This window comes from Fangia hongkongensis FSC776 = DSM 21703 (genome assembly GCF_000379445.1).
GTDB lineage: Bacteria > Pseudomonadota > Gammaproteobacteria > Francisellales > Francisellaceae > Fangia > Fangia hongkongensis.
Map to the genome: position 1 here is coordinate 105489 of NZ_KB902239.1, position 13258 is coordinate 118746.

The window sequence follows — 13258 nt, forward strand, 5'->3', positions numbered from 1 at the left end:
CCATCGGCTATAATAGAAAAAGATCGCTAAAAAAGGCACATGGGTAATGGCAGCAAATAGTTTTAAACAAACCCTTCGGTTTTTTGCAATTCGCAAAAGCACTTATTTTGTTATTTTTATTTATACGGCCTTTATTAGCCTTTTAATGCTGGCTGTGCCGGTGATAACACAAACGGTGATTAATGTTGTTGCCTATGGTGTTGTCTTGCCAGTTATTATTCTCGCTGTGATATTGTTTGTACTTTTAAGTGTGGCGGTACTCTTGACGCTGTTAAATCGAGTTGTAGTTGAAAATTTGCAGCAACGATTAGTGTTTAATATGAGTATCTCATTTGTTAATTATCTAAAAACACCATTGGTTTTGGTGAGAAATCGTGGAAAGCATCTAGATTATGCCAATCATTTTTTCGAAGTAATTACCCTACAAAAGATGTTGGTTGTTATTTTTGTGATTTTGCTTGAGACTATTATTCAGTCCCTCTTAAGCATGATTCTTTTGGCATTTTATCATCCATTTTTACTTATTTTTGATATTATTTTATTGTTATGCATGGTACTGGTTATTTACCTGCCTTATAAAAATGCTAAGAAAGCTTCAGCAAAAGAGTGCACAGCAAAACATGAGATTGCTCAGTCGCTAGAGAGTATTATCGCCTCACCCATGTTATCTGTGAGTTATGTGAGTGATCAATATATAAAAGATCAGATTGATACGAAACTTGGGCACTATATCCAGATGCGCCAAAAGAGCTTTACTGCATTAATGAAACATTATTTTGGCATTGGTCTTATTTATGTTCTTGCCAATGCTTTTTTGTTGGGTCTTGGCGGGTATCTTGTCATTCAAAATCAGTTATCTTTAGGTCAGCTGGTGGCCGCTGAATTATTGGTGAATGGTATTTTACTTGGGTTTATTAAACTTGGTAATTACTTACGAGATTACTATGACACTTTGGCAGCAAGCTCGAAAGTCTCCCAAGTAATGCCGCATGAACTGACAATGAATAAAGCGACAGAGCGAAACAATATGCCATTGAAAACATTAAATTGCACGCTGTCATCTGTCTCATCACAAAATGCAGGCTTTGCGCTTAGGGAAAATAAACCACTAGTTGTCTATGATCAAACTAAGATGATTTTATCAGAGTTTCTAACAGGGTTGTTGGACTCAGCGCATAAGAGCAATATGTTTAGCATTGAGGCAAACGGAGTGTGTGTTCCCAAAAAAGATTATGAGCACTTTTTTAGCGCGAGGATTTTGGTGGTAAACAAAAGTGAAATATTGCCTGAAAGTCTGTTGCATAATTTGCTATTAAATAACCCAAATAATGTATCTCATGAAGAGCTGATGGATTATTGTAAAGCTTTTTTATTAGATGGCTTTATTGGTTCGTTGGAGAATGCGTTAGAGACAAACCTGACAAGTGTTTTGCCATTAGAGGAAACTGTTGCAATTAAAATCACCTTGCTTCGTGCGCTCTTGGCTACCCCTGATGTACTGTGGATTGATCACATTTTGGATGATATTGATGATGCTGAGCGCAAAAAAATATTTGATTTGATTGGTGAAAAGGCAAGGCTATGCATCGTCACAACCACATGTCATAAGCTTGTATCTGTGTTTACTCGAGAAGTGGAGTAAAAAATCATGATAACCAATGAATTTAAATCAAAAAAGCTGCTAAAGAAAACGCCGAATGTTATTAAAGTTGCGGTGATTTCACTTCTGTGTATTGTGTTTTTTGTCGTTGGAATGCTATTTGTCCCTTGGCAGCAAAGTGTCTATGGGATAGGGCAAGTTGTTGCCTATTCACCAACTGATCGCGCTCAGCTTATAACAGCACCGATTGAAGGGGTATTAAATCAATGGAAGGTGGAAGAGGGAAGTTATGTTAAAAAGGGGCAAACTTTGGTGACAGTTGAGAATATTACACCGGGTTATTTGAAGCTGTTACAGGAGAAAAAGGCGGCTTTAACACTTCAGGTTGATGCTATGCAAAAAAGTGCTCAACTTGCTAAAAAGCAAATAGATCGCGATAAGGTGCTATTAGAGAAAGGTGTTGGTGCAAGGCGTGCTTATGAAATCTCTGAGCAAGCTTACTTTGAAAAGTTAAAGGAAATGGGTAAAGCGCAAAAGGAGCTTGCAACTGTTGAGATTAATATTGCCAAACAGCAATCAAGGGAAATTAAAGCACCGATGTCTGGGACGATTTTAAATCGAAGAACAGGCTCTGGGGATGTTTATGTTAAATCTGGAGATGTTATTGCGAGTTTAATCCCAGCAACGGCTTCACGTTCGGTTGAGCTTTATCTTTCAGGAAATGATATTCCACTTGTTCGGGTGGGTGATAAGGTGCGTTTGCAATTTGAAGGCTGGCCGGCAATACAATTTAGTGGTTGGCCACAATTAGCGATTGGTACATTTGATGGTATTGTTAAATTTGTCGCTCCAGCAAATGATGCACGAGGAGATTTGTTTAAGATTATTGTTTCACCAGAGAAAGGTCAGATGTGGCCATCAAGTAGATTTTTGCGCCAAGGTGTGCCTGCTAGAGGTTGGGTGCTATTAAATCAGGTCTCTCTTGGATATGAGCTGTGGCGTCGATATAATGGCTTTCCTATTCATACCTCAAATCGTGATCGTTTATTTTCTAATGCTGAAGTCGCGACGACTTTTCCATCAAATCAATAATCATCAACAACCAAAAGAGCTTTCTGATTACTAAAAACCTAATGAACTCTGTGCTAAAAAATGGTATAAATTAGGCGTCTATTAGCGAACATAAAGAAGAGCGTAATGCAGCATAAGCTATCAAGTGGTATTATTGTTATTTTTGGCGCATCGGGGGATTTAACGGCGCGTAAGTTGCTTCCAGCGATATTCAGTTTGTATTTACAAAATAGTTTAACTGAAAAAAACCTTATTTTAGGGGTGGCAAGATCAAAGCTCTCAGATGATGATTTTCGGGCCAAAATGAAAGAATCGCTACTTATTGAATATCCTGAAAATGGCAGCAAGATAGATGAGTTCTTATCTCAGGTGTTTTATCAGGCGATCGATATTTATAAAGATAAAGGCTATGCGATTTTAAATGATAGAATTGATGCGATTAAAAAAGCCTATGACCTTCAAAGTAATCTTTTGTTTTATCTATCAACACCTCCGAGTTTATATTATGAGATTCCTTCTCATTTGGCCAAGCTGGGTTTAAATGAGCAGTCAGATGGCTACAAGCGACTTATTATTGAAAAGCCCTTTGGTGTTGATGAGACAAGTGCCTGTAAGTTAAACAAACATTTATTACAGTATTTTGATGAATCTCAGTTGTTTCGTATTGATCATTATCTTGGTAAAGAAACAGTACAAAACCTTCTGGTATTTCGTTTTGCGAATGCTATTTTTGAGCCACTTTGGAATGCATCACATATTGAAAATGTGCAAATTTATGCCAATGAGGCAATTGGTCTTGAATCGCGTGCAGGCTATTATGATCAAAATGGCGCGATTCGTGATATGATTCAAAATCACTTATTGCAGCTTCTAGGGATTGTTGCGATGGAAGCACCGGCTAAAATGGATGCCTACTCTATTCGTAACGAAACACTAAAAGTCTTTCAATCAATTCGCCGCTTTAAAACAGCCAAAGACATTAAAGAGAATGTGGTGGTTGCACAGTATGAGGCAGGATGCATTCAAGGGGAGATTAAAGGGAGTTATAAAGATGAAGAGGGTGTTGCCGCGAATTCAACAACAGAAACCTATGCCGCTATTCGCTTTTTTATCGATAACTGGCGTTGGCATGATGTCCCTTTTTATGTCAGAACGGGGAAGCGTTTGAAGCAAAGAGCGACTGAAGTGGTGATTAACTTTAAAGCAACGCCACATCCATTTTTCTCTCAAATTCAAAAAATAACCAAATTTAAAAATCAGTTGGTTATTCGTATTCAACCAGATGAAGGGATAAAGCTTAGCTTTGCCGTTAAAGAGCCGGGTGCTGGGTTTAAAACACATGAAGTAGATATGGGTTTTTACTACTCTGATTTTGCCCAAAAGACGATGCCAGCAGCGTATGAGCGTTTGATTTTAGATGCGCTTCAAGGAGATAATACACTCTTTGCCAGAAATGATGCTGTTGAGGCGTGCTGGAATATTATTGATCCGATTGTCCAATATTTAAGCAAACATGGTAAAGAGATGATTCATACCTACCCAAGTGGCTCAAACGGACCAAAAGAGGCTGATAATATGCTAAGTGAGCGAGGCCATCAGTGGCGCAATCCCACCTCACAGTTTAAAAATAATTAAGGAGTATCGTTTGTTATATACTGTTTATCCAAATAAAGAGGCCATCGCAAATACAATTACAGCAAAGTTAATGATGTATACTTGTGCGAATAAAGAAAGTGTTCATATTGCGCTTTCTGGTGGCAGTACACCAAAGGATATTTTCAAACGTATTTTGCAACTAAATAGTCATTATCATATCAACTGGTCAAAACTTCACTTTTGGTGGGTTGATGAGCGTCTGGTTGAAGTTGAAAGTAGTGAGAGTAATTTTGGTGAAGCAAAAAGGCTCTTGTTTGATCATATTGATATTCCAGAGGAAAATTTGCATCCAATGGTGATGGAAGGCAGCTCAGAGCAAAGCGCAATCTCATATGTGCAAAAGATTAAAAGAGTTGTTCCTTGCGAGGATGGTTTGCCAGTATTTGATTGGATCTGGCTTGGCATGGGGGCTGATGGTCACACAGCCTCTTTGTTTGTCAATGAACAGACATTAAGCTCACAAAAGTGGGTGGATGTGGCAAAGCATCCTGTGACGGGTCAGCTTCGCATCACCTTGACGCTGAATGTCCTTAATAATGCCAAAGAGGTGGACTTTCTGGTTACCGGTGAAGATAAGGCAAAGATGGTGCATAACGTGCTTGGAAAGGTGAGCACGTCAAGTGACTATCCAGCAAAACTAATTAAGCTAACTTCAGGTAGACTAATGTGGCATTTAGATACCTTAGCAGCAAAAGATATGGGGAATATATGAGTATTATTGACGCATCGGCACTTAAACAATTACTAGAGAACAAATACCGTGATATCACAATGCGTGATTTATTCTTGTCAGATCCAGAGCGTTTTAATCGCTATCAACTGCAAGTTGAAAATCTATTTTTAGATTTTTCAAAAAATAGGATAAATGACGAGATTCTAAGCGCCCTTATCCAATTAGCAAAAGATGCCAATGTGGAGGCAATGCGAGAAGCGATGTTTGCTGGAGAGAAAATTAATACCAGTGAGAATCGTGCTGTACTGCACACTGCGCTTCGAGATTTTTCTAAGAAGGAAGTTGTTGTTGATGGTGTGAATGTCAAAAATGAAATCACCCATGAGCGCAAGCGAGTACAAAAGCTTGTTGAGTCTGTGCATAGTGGAAAATGGCGCGGCTTTTCTGGCAAAGTGATAACGGATGTTGTCAATATTGGTATTGGTGGTTCAGACCTTGGTCCAAAAATGGTGTGTGAGGCGTTAAAGCCATATCATCAAGAGCATACAAAAGTACACTTTGTCTCGAATGTTGATGCAGATTCAATTTTATCTGCATTAAGTGTAGTGAACCCAGAGACAACGCTCTTTATTATTGCCTCTAAATCTTTTACCACACAAGAGACATTGATGAATGCCAATACGGCCAGAGAATGGCTTATTGATTATTATAAGGATGAAAGCGCTGTCGCCAATCACTTTGTCGCAGTGTCAAGTGCACTTGATAAAGTGGCGGCATTTGGGATTGATCTTGATAATTGCTTTGCCATGTGGGATTGGGTTGGCGGGCGCTATTCTCTTTGGTCGTCAATTGGTATGCCGATTGCTTTTGCTGTTGGTTTTGATCATTTTATGTCGCTTTTACAAGGGGCATACAAGATGGATCAGCACTTTACAGAAGCACCGCTTGATCAAAATATGCCAGTGATTTTGGCATTGTTAGCAATCTTATATTCAAATTATCATCATACAGAGTCTCAAGCTATTTTAGCCTATGATGATAGGCTTTGTTATTTGGTGGATTATCTCCAGCAAGCAGATATGGAAAGTAACGGCAAAACAACACTTAAAAACGGCCAATTTTCAAAAGATCAAACAGGTGTTGTATTATGGGGAGGTGTTGGAACCAATGGACAGCATGCTTTTCATCAGTTACTACATCAAGGCACCGTGATGATTCCATCTGATTTTATTATTGCTAAGAAAAGCTATCATCAGCTTCAAGATCATCATCAAGCATTGTTGGCTAATTGTTTTGCACAATCTCAAGCATTGATGCAAGGCAAAACTGAAAAGGAAGTCCGCCTTGAGCTTGCAAAAGAAGGTTATGAACAAGCGCTCATTGATAAGCTTGCCCCTCAAAAGGTGATTCAAGGCAATAAACCAAGTAATACAATTTTATTGGATGAATTGACTCCTTCAGCACTTGGCAGTCTAATAGCGCTTTATGAGCATAAGATATTTACACAAGGGGTTATTTGGGGGATTAATAGCTTTGATCAATGGGGTGTTGAGCTAGGTAAGGAGCTAGGAAAACCGATCTTAAAGAGCATTCAATCAGATAAAAAGGAAGCCACTTACGATTCATCAACAAGTGGTCTGATTGCTAAAGTTACTTCAAATTAAATCTATTTATTACCACCAGCTGTCAGAGGGAATATTACAGTTTCTTAATTGTGATGCATAGCGATAAGCAGTTTGTTGGGCTTCTTTTGCATAGTTCATTAAAAAGGAGTTGTTCTTATAACTACCCCGTTTGTATCCCCCGATGCCTTGATGATAGGCAAGATAAAGTGCATAAGTGTTTGATTTGGAAATGCCTGCCTCGCGATGCGCCCTTTCGCCATACCAGCCAATAAAATCAACCGCATCAGCAAAGTTACTTCTGCTTGCCCAGCTGTGTCCGGTATCTTTAATATAATGATCCCAAGTGCCATCAAGTGCTTGCGCGTAGCCATAGGCTGTGGATTGTCTTCCAGTGGGAATAAATCCAAGAGCGTATTGCATTGGTGTTTTTGCATCTGAGCGAAAGCTTGACTCTTTTTGAATAATTGCCCACTGAACGCTGATGGGAACGCCCCATTTTTTATAGGAATCTAAGGAATCATAATACCAGCTTGGATATTGCTGTGCGATGGCACAGGCATTGGTTGGATTGCTAGGGGGCGTTGTTGCACAGCCCGCTATAAGTAAAATGGGTGAGAGATAAAATAACTTCCTAATCATAGTACTGTTATCTGTATAAAGGTATCTTACAGGTTAGCTATAATCGCTGAAATTGGCTAGTAGTGTTTAGCTAAAGTTAACCCGCTTACTCGGTTAGCCTGTTTGCTTGAGGTGCATTGGCAAGATGATCGTCCTTATTAAAAAGTTGACATTTATCAAGCGAAAGACAGCCACAGCCAATACAGCTATCAAGGGTGTTTTTGAGTGCAGTTAAACGATCAATTCGTTTTTGTAATTCTTTTTGCCAGCTATATGAAAGCCTTTCCCAATCTTTGATGCTTGGCGTTTTATTTTGGGGCAGTGTTGACAGTGCCATTTTAATGGTTTTAAGCGGAATACCTAAATTCCTTGCGGCACTAATGATGGCAAGGCGCCTTAATACATCACGAGAGAAGCGCCGCTGATTTGCATTATTTCTGATGCTGTGAATTAATCCTTCAGCTTCATAGTAATGAATGGCTGATACGGCAAGCTGTGCGCGTTTGGCCACCTCGCCTACTGAGAGCATTTTATTTAACATTATATGTGCCTTCTCTCTTAATATGACTAGGATATTTAAGTGTATCGCAATACATTTTTAAATACATCGCTTTATAATAATTTGCTTTCATTACTGCAATAACGTTTATGATGAGTATATAATCACTGAAACATAAAAAGTTTAACCATGATATGGCAAAATTACATTTCTATTATTCAACGATGAATGCAGGGAAAAGCACAACACTTTTACAGTCTGATTATAACTACCGTGAGCGTGGCATGAACACGCTTTTATTGGCACCGAAATTTGATGACAGATTTGGAGTTGGTAAAATCAGCTCTCGCATAGGACTCAGTGCAGAGGCCACACTTTATGATGATAAGACAAATTTAAAGCACGTTATTGAACGTGAATTAGCAAAAAGAGCTATTCACTGTGTATTGGTCGACGAGTCACAGTTCTTAACCAAAAAACAAGTGTTGGAGTTAAGTGATGTCGTTGATTATTTAAATATCCCTGTACTTGCTTATGGGCTTAGAAATGACTTTCAGTCAGAGCCGTTTGAGGGCAGCAAGTACCTTTTAACATGGGCAGATCAGCTGATAGAAATTAAGACAATTTGTCATTGTGGTAAAAAGGCAACACATGTTGTGCGGGTAGATGAAAAAGGAGAGGTCATTAAATCTGGAGAACAATTGGAAATCGGTGGGAATGATAGATATGTAGCTGTTTGTCGAAAGCATTTTAAAGAGGCTGTTATTTAAATAAGAATTAGTTATTGAAAACAAAAGAATAATATATTTAACTTTGAAAAAAGAGTGCGCTATAGTAACATCATCACAGAGAAACTGACTGTGAAATAGTTTCAATTAAACATAAACATAGGAGAAACACATGTTTAAAAATCTAGAAGGTCAAATGGTCCCTCAGGTTGTTTTTAAAGTTATTGAAGATGGAAAGTGGAAAGATGTTTCAACTGATGATGTTTTCAAGGGTAAAAATGTTATTTTGTTTTCATTGCCAGGTGCATTTACACCAACTTGTTCATCATCGCACGTTCCAAGATATAACGAGCTTTTCCCAGTATTTAAAAAGCATGGCATTGATAGCATTGTTTGTATGTCTGTCAATGACACATTTGTGATGAATGCGTGGAAAAAAGATCAAAAAGCAGAGAATATTGATTTCATTCCTGATGGAAATGGTGAATTCAATGAAAAAATGGGTCTTTTAGTTGATAAGGAAGATTTAGGGTTTGGCAAGCGTTCATGGCGTTACTCAATGCTTGTGAAAGATGGCAAAATTGATAAAATGTTTATCGAGCCAAACGAGCCGGGCGATCCGTTTAAAGTATCTGACGCTGATACCATGTTAAATCATATTGCGCCTTCTGCTGAGTTACCAAAAGAAGTAACAATCTTTACAAAACCAGGTTGTCCACACTGTGCACGTGCGAAGAAGCTTTTGGTTGAGAAAGACATTTCTTTTGAAGAGATTGTGCTTGGTGAAAATGCATCTGTTCGCTCACTTCGTGCAGTAACAGGTCAGCAAAGTGTTCCTCAAATTTATATTGAAGGTAAACACATCGGCGGCGCGGATGATTTGGAAGCATATTTCAAATAAATTAAGCTCTTATCTGACCAATTAATCAGATAAGTCACTAAAAACATGATCAAAGCACTTTTTAGGATATCACTGTCTTAAACGGTGCTTTTTCTTTTATCATTGCTAAAGTGCTGCCAAATTGATAAACGACGCGTTATACTAAAGACACATTAAATAGTGCAAAGCAATCTCTCATGTCCTCTTATTTGATTAAAAACCCAACGATTGTAAATGAAGGAAAAACATTTATAGCAGATGTTTATATCAATAACGGAAGAATTGAAAAAATCGGCAGTGATTTAACAGTTGAAAATGCTGAAATTATCGATGCAGAAGGCTTACATCTTTTCCCGGGGATGATCGATGATCAGGTGCATTTTCGTGAGCCAGGTTTAACCTATAAAGCAGATATTGAGTCAGAGTCAAAAGCTGCCGTTATGGGTGGGATCACCTCTTATATGGAGATGCCCAACTGTACGCCTCCTACGGTGACAATTGAAAAGTTAAATGATAAAAAAGCACTGGGTGCACAAAAGTCGCATGCTAATTTTGCCTTTTATCTTGGTGCGACCAATGATAATGTCTCTGAGTTACAGCGTTTAAAACCCTCAGATGCTTGTGGGGTGAAAATCTTTATGGGCGCCTCAACGGGCAATATGCTGGTTGATAATCAAAAAACATTGGAAGGTTTTTTTGAGAACTGTCCAATCTTAATTGCAACTCACTGTGAAGACACGCCAATGATTGCAGCGAATGAAAAGCGATATAAAGAGCAATATGGCGAGAATATGCCATTTGATTTACATGCAGAGATTCGCTCTCGAGAAGCGTGTTTAAAATCCTCAAATTTAGCCGTTGCATTAGCCAAAAAGTTCAACAGCAAGCTGCATGTTTTACATATTACAACACAAGATGAATTGGCGCAGTTTAAAACAGATTTACCATTACATCAAAAACGCATTACTGCTGAAGTTTGCGCGCATCATTTGTTTTTCTCAAGGAAAGACTATCAAACACATGGCGCTTTAATTAAATGTAATCCTTCGGTTAAAGAGGAATCTGACCGCTTGGCACTGCTTAAAGCGGTGAATGAAAATGTAATTGATGTGATTGCAACTGACCATGCACCACATACTTGGGCGGAAAAATCGGGGAGTTATTTCAAAGCACCCTCTGGGCTGCCATTGGTGCAAGATGCCTTTTTATCTCTTTTAGAGCATTATCATAAAGGGGTATTTACTTTGGAAAAAATTGTGCAAAAAACAGCACATGCACCAGCAATTGTCTATCAAGTGAAAGAAAGAGGTTTTATTCGAGAGGGCTATTTTGCTGATTTGGTACTGGTTAATCTTAATGCGAAAAATATGAGATTAGATGCAAAGGCAAAATACAAATGTGGTTGGACACCTTTTAACGGGGCTGTTTTCTCTTCAAATATTGAAAAGACATTTGTAAATGGTGTACTGAAATATGCCGATGATAAAATTGTATCTGATCAAAAAGGAGAAGCTTTAGCTTTTTCACATGCATTTTAATCGCCTATAAATGCATTAAACTAATTTACAGTCTCTAATAAAGAGGAAAGCTCTATGTTAAATGCAGTCGCTTATGATCAAAGTGTTATTCATACGCCAGTTGGTTTTTTAAGGCTTGTGGCGGATGATCAACATTTACTAAGATGTGATTGGTCTTCAGATCAAAAAAATGATACTGACTCGAGAGAGACTCATTCAAAAATCATTCGTGAAACCATCAAGCAGCTAACTGCCTATTTTGATCGAAAATCATCACAATTTGATTTACCTATTTCACTTGAGGGGACACACTTTCAAAAGTGTGTATGGCAGGCGCTACAAAACATTCCCTTTGGGCAAACCATCAGCTATAAAACACTGGCTAAGAATGTTGATAACCCAAAGGCTCTAAGAGCGGTGGGATCAGCAAATGGCAAAAATCCCATCTCTATTATTGTCCCTTGCCATCGGGTTATTCGAGAAAGTGGCAATATCGGTGGCTATGGTGGTGGGCTTAAAGCGAAAAGAACACTCTTAGCACTGGAAGGTATCAATCTTTAGTTTTTCTTGCTAAGTGCGCTCAGTAGTTTGTTACACTTTTGGTCATAAGGTGCAGTGAAAAGTTGTCTTTCATTTGTTTTTGGATCAATAAAGGAAATACTATAAGCATGTAAGAACAAGCGATTAAATCCTTTTTTCATTATTTTCAAATCACGCTCTTGCCAGCCATATTTCTTGTCACAGACAATAGGGTGATTCTCAGAGGCAAGATGCACACGAATCTGGTGTGTTCTGCCTGTATGTGGCTTGGCTTCAACGAGTGTATAATCAGAAAAAGTTTGTAGTGGTTTAACTGAAGTTAGCGCCTCTTTGCCTTCAGAGTGATCTATTTTCACAATACGCTCGCCATGGGCAAGTAAGTGCCTTTTAAGGGGTGCATTAATTTTCTTTTGAGGCGACTGCCAGTGACCGTGAACAAGTGCATGATAGATTTTTTGTGCTTTTCGGTCTTTTAAGATTTGATGAAAATACGTCAAAATACTGTACTTTTTAGCGATGATAATACAGCCTGAGGTTTCTTTATCGAGCCTGTGTGCAAGCTCAAGTTTTTTGGCTTTTGGTCTAAGCTGTCTTAATCTTTCAATTAAACCTGAGTTCACGCCTGACCCGCCATGCACGGCTATGCCTGATGGCTTGTTGATAACCATATAATCTTCATTTTCAAATAAAATCAACGACTCAAGATAGGTTAAATGATCCTCTTTTACTGGGATGATTTCTTCTTTGTCTTCTAATTGAAAAGGTGGAATGCGGATAGTATCTCCCGCTGTAACACGATAAGTGGGCTTGATGCGTTTTTTGTTAACACGCAATTCACCTTTACGCAGCCAGCGATAGATCAGTGTCTTAGGCAATCGGTTAAAATGACCGATAAGGAAGTTATCAATACGCTGCCCCTCTCTATCAGGGTCAACGCTTAGATACTGTACTTCTGGCATAATAAGGTCTGTTACACTGTTTGATCGTTTAATCTTGCTACAGTGTAAAAGATTATCACTTAAGCGACAAAGGATTTGTGATTTTATATGATAAATATTTTGTACGCCATTGACTTACTTTTTGATGAAGTATAAACTCAATAACAAGTAGGTAATGCTAGGTGTATCAAATTGATCTTTATTGAAACAGATATTTTTACTGAAGATGTAAAGGCATTACTTAGCGATGATGAATATGCCGAGTTTCAGTCCTATTTAGCTGAAAACCCTTTGATTGGTGATGTAATACAACAAACTGGTGGATTAAGAAAAGTCAGGTGGTCAGCAAAAGGTAAAGGGAAACGAGGTGGTGTTAGAGTTATATATTATTAACGTATTGCCTGATTCACAGATCAGGCTTTTATTGATTTATCAAAAAGGCAAACAAGATGACTTAACACTAGCGCAAAAGAAAATATTAAAGCAGCTAAATGAAAGGTGGCAGTGATGGAAAATAAACTTTTTGATCGATTGGTTGAAAGCATGCAGCAAATGAATGAAATTGTAGATGGAACACGTCCCCCATCGCGTGAATTCACAATCAATGCTATGAAAGTAAAAGAGATTCGCAATAAAACAGGATTGTCTCAAGCAAAGTTCTCCCAATTAATTAATGTAAAGTTGCCAACCTTAAGAAATTGGGAACAAGGGCGTAGAGAGCCTACTGGACCTGCCAAAGCTTTGCTAAAAGCCATATCAAAAGATCCAAAGCATGTTTTGCTTGCGCTATCTCAATGAAAAAAGATACTGAGAAATCCACAATATTATGTGGATTTCCTGAAGGGATTCATTTTATTTGTTGAAGTACAAGAAAAACGAGGGTTGAATTGGTGGTTTTGATATATCACTAATA

Annotated in this window: 14 protein-coding genes; 11 read left to right on the forward strand and 3 right to left on the reverse strand. The window is 38.3% G+C overall.

What is annotated here, in order from left to right:
• Positions 1 to 46 precede the first annotated feature (46 nt).
• The 5 genes from A37Q_RS0100535 to pgi all read left to right on the forward strand — a co-directional run bounded on the left by A37Q_RS0100535 (position 47) and on the right by pgi (position 6664).
• The gene (locus A37Q_RS0100535) at positions 47 to 1642 is read left to right on the forward strand and encodes an ATP-binding cassette domain-containing protein (protein ID WP_018298306.1); all 1596 of its coding nucleotides are present in this window, start codon (positions 47 to 49) and stop codon (positions 1640 to 1642) included.
• A gap of 6 nt (positions 1643 to 1648) precedes the next feature.
• Positions 1649 to 2692: an HlyD family secretion protein gene (locus A37Q_RS14245; RefSeq protein WP_018298307.1), complete on the forward strand. Its 1044-nt coding sequence runs from the start codon at positions 1649 to 1651 to the stop codon at positions 2690 to 2692.
• Positions 2693 to 2797: 105 nt separating this feature from the next.
• Positions 2798 to 4306 carry a glucose-6-phosphate dehydrogenase gene (gene zwf / locus A37Q_RS0100545; RefSeq protein ID WP_018298308.1) on the forward strand — a complete coding sequence of 503 codons (1509 nt, stop codon included), beginning with the start codon at positions 2798 to 2800 and terminating at the stop codon, positions 4304 to 4306.
• Between the two features lie 10 nt (positions 4307 to 4316).
• Positions 4317 to 5039, forward strand: a complete 723-nt coding sequence (gene pgl / locus A37Q_RS0100550) for a 6-phosphogluconolactonase (RefSeq protein ID WP_018298309.1) — start codon at positions 4317 to 4319, stop codon at positions 5037 to 5039.
• Positions 5036 to 6664: a glucose-6-phosphate isomerase gene (pgi, locus tag A37Q_RS0100555; protein ID WP_018298310.1), complete on the forward strand. Its 1629-nt coding sequence runs from the start codon at positions 5036 to 5038 to the stop codon at positions 6662 to 6664. The genes pgl and pgi overlap by 4 nt, the downstream gene beginning before the upstream one ends.
• Positions 6665 to 6673: 9 nt before the next feature.
• On the opposite strand, the gene A37Q_RS0100560 is transcribed toward pgi, so the two are convergent.
• Together A37Q_RS0100560 and soxR are read right to left on the reverse strand one after the other, a co-directional pair.
• On the reverse strand, positions 6674 to 7261 hold the full coding sequence (locus A37Q_RS0100560; protein ID WP_026196425.1) for a transglycosylase SLT domain-containing protein: 588 nt from the start codon (positions 7259 to 7261) through the stop codon (positions 6674 to 6676).
• Positions 7262 to 7349: 88 nt separating this feature from the next.
• Positions 7350 to 7784 (reverse strand): redox-sensitive transcriptional activator SoxR, encoded by a 435-nt coding sequence (soxR, locus tag A37Q_RS0100565; RefSeq protein WP_018298312.1) that lies wholly within the window; start codon positions 7782 to 7784, stop codon positions 7350 to 7352.
• Between the two features lie 152 nt (positions 7785 to 7936).
• On the opposite strand from soxR, the gene A37Q_RS0100570 reads away from it, so the two are divergent.
• The 4 genes from A37Q_RS0100570 to A37Q_RS0100585 all read left to right on the forward strand — a co-directional run bounded on the left by A37Q_RS0100570 (position 7937) and on the right by A37Q_RS0100585 (position 11428).
• Positions 7937 to 8512 carry a thymidine kinase gene (locus tag A37Q_RS0100570; protein WP_018298313.1) on the forward strand — a complete coding sequence of 192 codons (576 nt, stop codon included), beginning with the start codon at positions 7937 to 7939 and terminating at the stop codon, positions 8510 to 8512.
• Between the two features lie 130 nt (positions 8513 to 8642).
• On the forward strand, positions 8643 to 9371 hold the full coding sequence (locus A37Q_RS0100575) for a glutathione peroxidase (protein ID WP_018298314.1): 729 nt from the start codon (positions 8643 to 8645) through the stop codon (positions 9369 to 9371).
• Between the two features lie 176 nt (positions 9372 to 9547).
• Positions 9548 to 10888, forward strand: coding sequence for a dihydroorotase (locus tag A37Q_RS0100580; protein ID WP_018298315.1), 1341 nt, complete (start codon positions 9548 to 9550; stop codon positions 10886 to 10888).
• A 54-nt stretch (positions 10889 to 10942) separates the two neighbouring features.
• A complete protein-coding gene (locus tag A37Q_RS0100585) occupies positions 10943 to 11428 on the forward strand; it encodes a methylated-DNA--[protein]-cysteine S-methyltransferase (protein ID WP_018298316.1) in 486 nt (161 codons plus the stop codon).
• On the opposite strand, the gene A37Q_RS0100590 is transcribed toward A37Q_RS0100585, so the two are convergent.
• On the reverse strand, positions 11425 to 12366 hold the full coding sequence (locus tag A37Q_RS0100590; RefSeq protein WP_018298317.1) for an RluA family pseudouridine synthase: 942 nt from the start codon (positions 12364 to 12366) through the stop codon (positions 11425 to 11427). The genes A37Q_RS0100585 and A37Q_RS0100590 overlap by 4 nt on opposite strands.
• A 171-nt stretch (positions 12367 to 12537) precedes the next feature.
• Between A37Q_RS0100590 and A37Q_RS16565 the strand changes: the two genes are divergently transcribed.
• Positions 12538 to 12738 carry a hypothetical protein gene (locus tag A37Q_RS16565; RefSeq protein ID WP_234393746.1) on the forward strand — a complete coding sequence of 67 codons (201 nt, stop codon included), beginning with the start codon at positions 12538 to 12540 and terminating at the stop codon, positions 12736 to 12738.
• Between the two features lie 114 nt (positions 12739 to 12852).
• Positions 12853 to 13143 carry a helix-turn-helix domain-containing protein gene (locus A37Q_RS0100600; RefSeq protein WP_018298318.1) on the forward strand — a complete coding sequence of 97 codons (291 nt, stop codon included), beginning with the start codon at positions 12853 to 12855 and terminating at the stop codon, positions 13141 to 13143.
• Positions 13144 to 13258 lie beyond the last annotated feature (115 nt).

Coding starts and splice junctions, on each gene's coding strand:
- A37Q_RS0100585 (WP_018298316.1), top strand. CDS start 10,943: ATGTTAAATGCAGTCGCTTATGATCAAAGTGTTATTCATACGCCAGTT.
- A37Q_RS0100575 (WP_018298314.1), top strand. CDS start 8,643: ATGTTTAAAAATCTAGAAGGTCAAATGGTCCCTCAGGTTGTTTTTAAA.
- A37Q_RS0100535 (WP_018298306.1), top strand. CDS start 47: ATGGCAGCAAATAGTTTTAAACAAACCCTTCGGTTTTTTGCAATTCGC.
- A37Q_RS0100570 (WP_018298313.1), top strand. CDS start 7,937: ATGGCAAAATTACATTTCTATTATTCAACGATGAATGCAGGGAAAAGC.
- A37Q_RS0100600 (WP_018298318.1), top strand. CDS start 12,853: ATGGAAAATAAACTTTTTGATCGATTGGTTGAAAGCATGCAGCAAATG.
- zwf (WP_018298308.1), top strand. CDS start 2,798: ATGCAGCATAAGCTATCAAGTGGTATTATTGTTATTTTTGGCGCATCG.
- soxR (WP_018298312.1), bottom strand. CDS start 7,784: ATGTTAAATAAAATGCTCTCAGTAGGCGAGGTGGCCAAACGCGCACAG.
- A37Q_RS14245 (WP_018298307.1), top strand. CDS start 1,649: ATGATAACCAATGAATTTAAATCAAAAAAGCTGCTAAAGAAAACGCCG.
- A37Q_RS0100590 (WP_018298317.1), bottom strand. CDS start 12,366: ATGCCAGAAGTACAGTATCTAAGCGTTGACCCTGATAGAGAGGGGCAG.
- A37Q_RS0100580 (WP_018298315.1), top strand. CDS start 9,548: ATGTCCTCTTATTTGATTAAAAACCCAACGATTGTAAATGAAGGAAAA.
- pgi (WP_018298310.1), top strand. CDS start 5,036: ATGAGTATTATTGACGCATCGGCACTTAAACAATTACTAGAGAACAAA.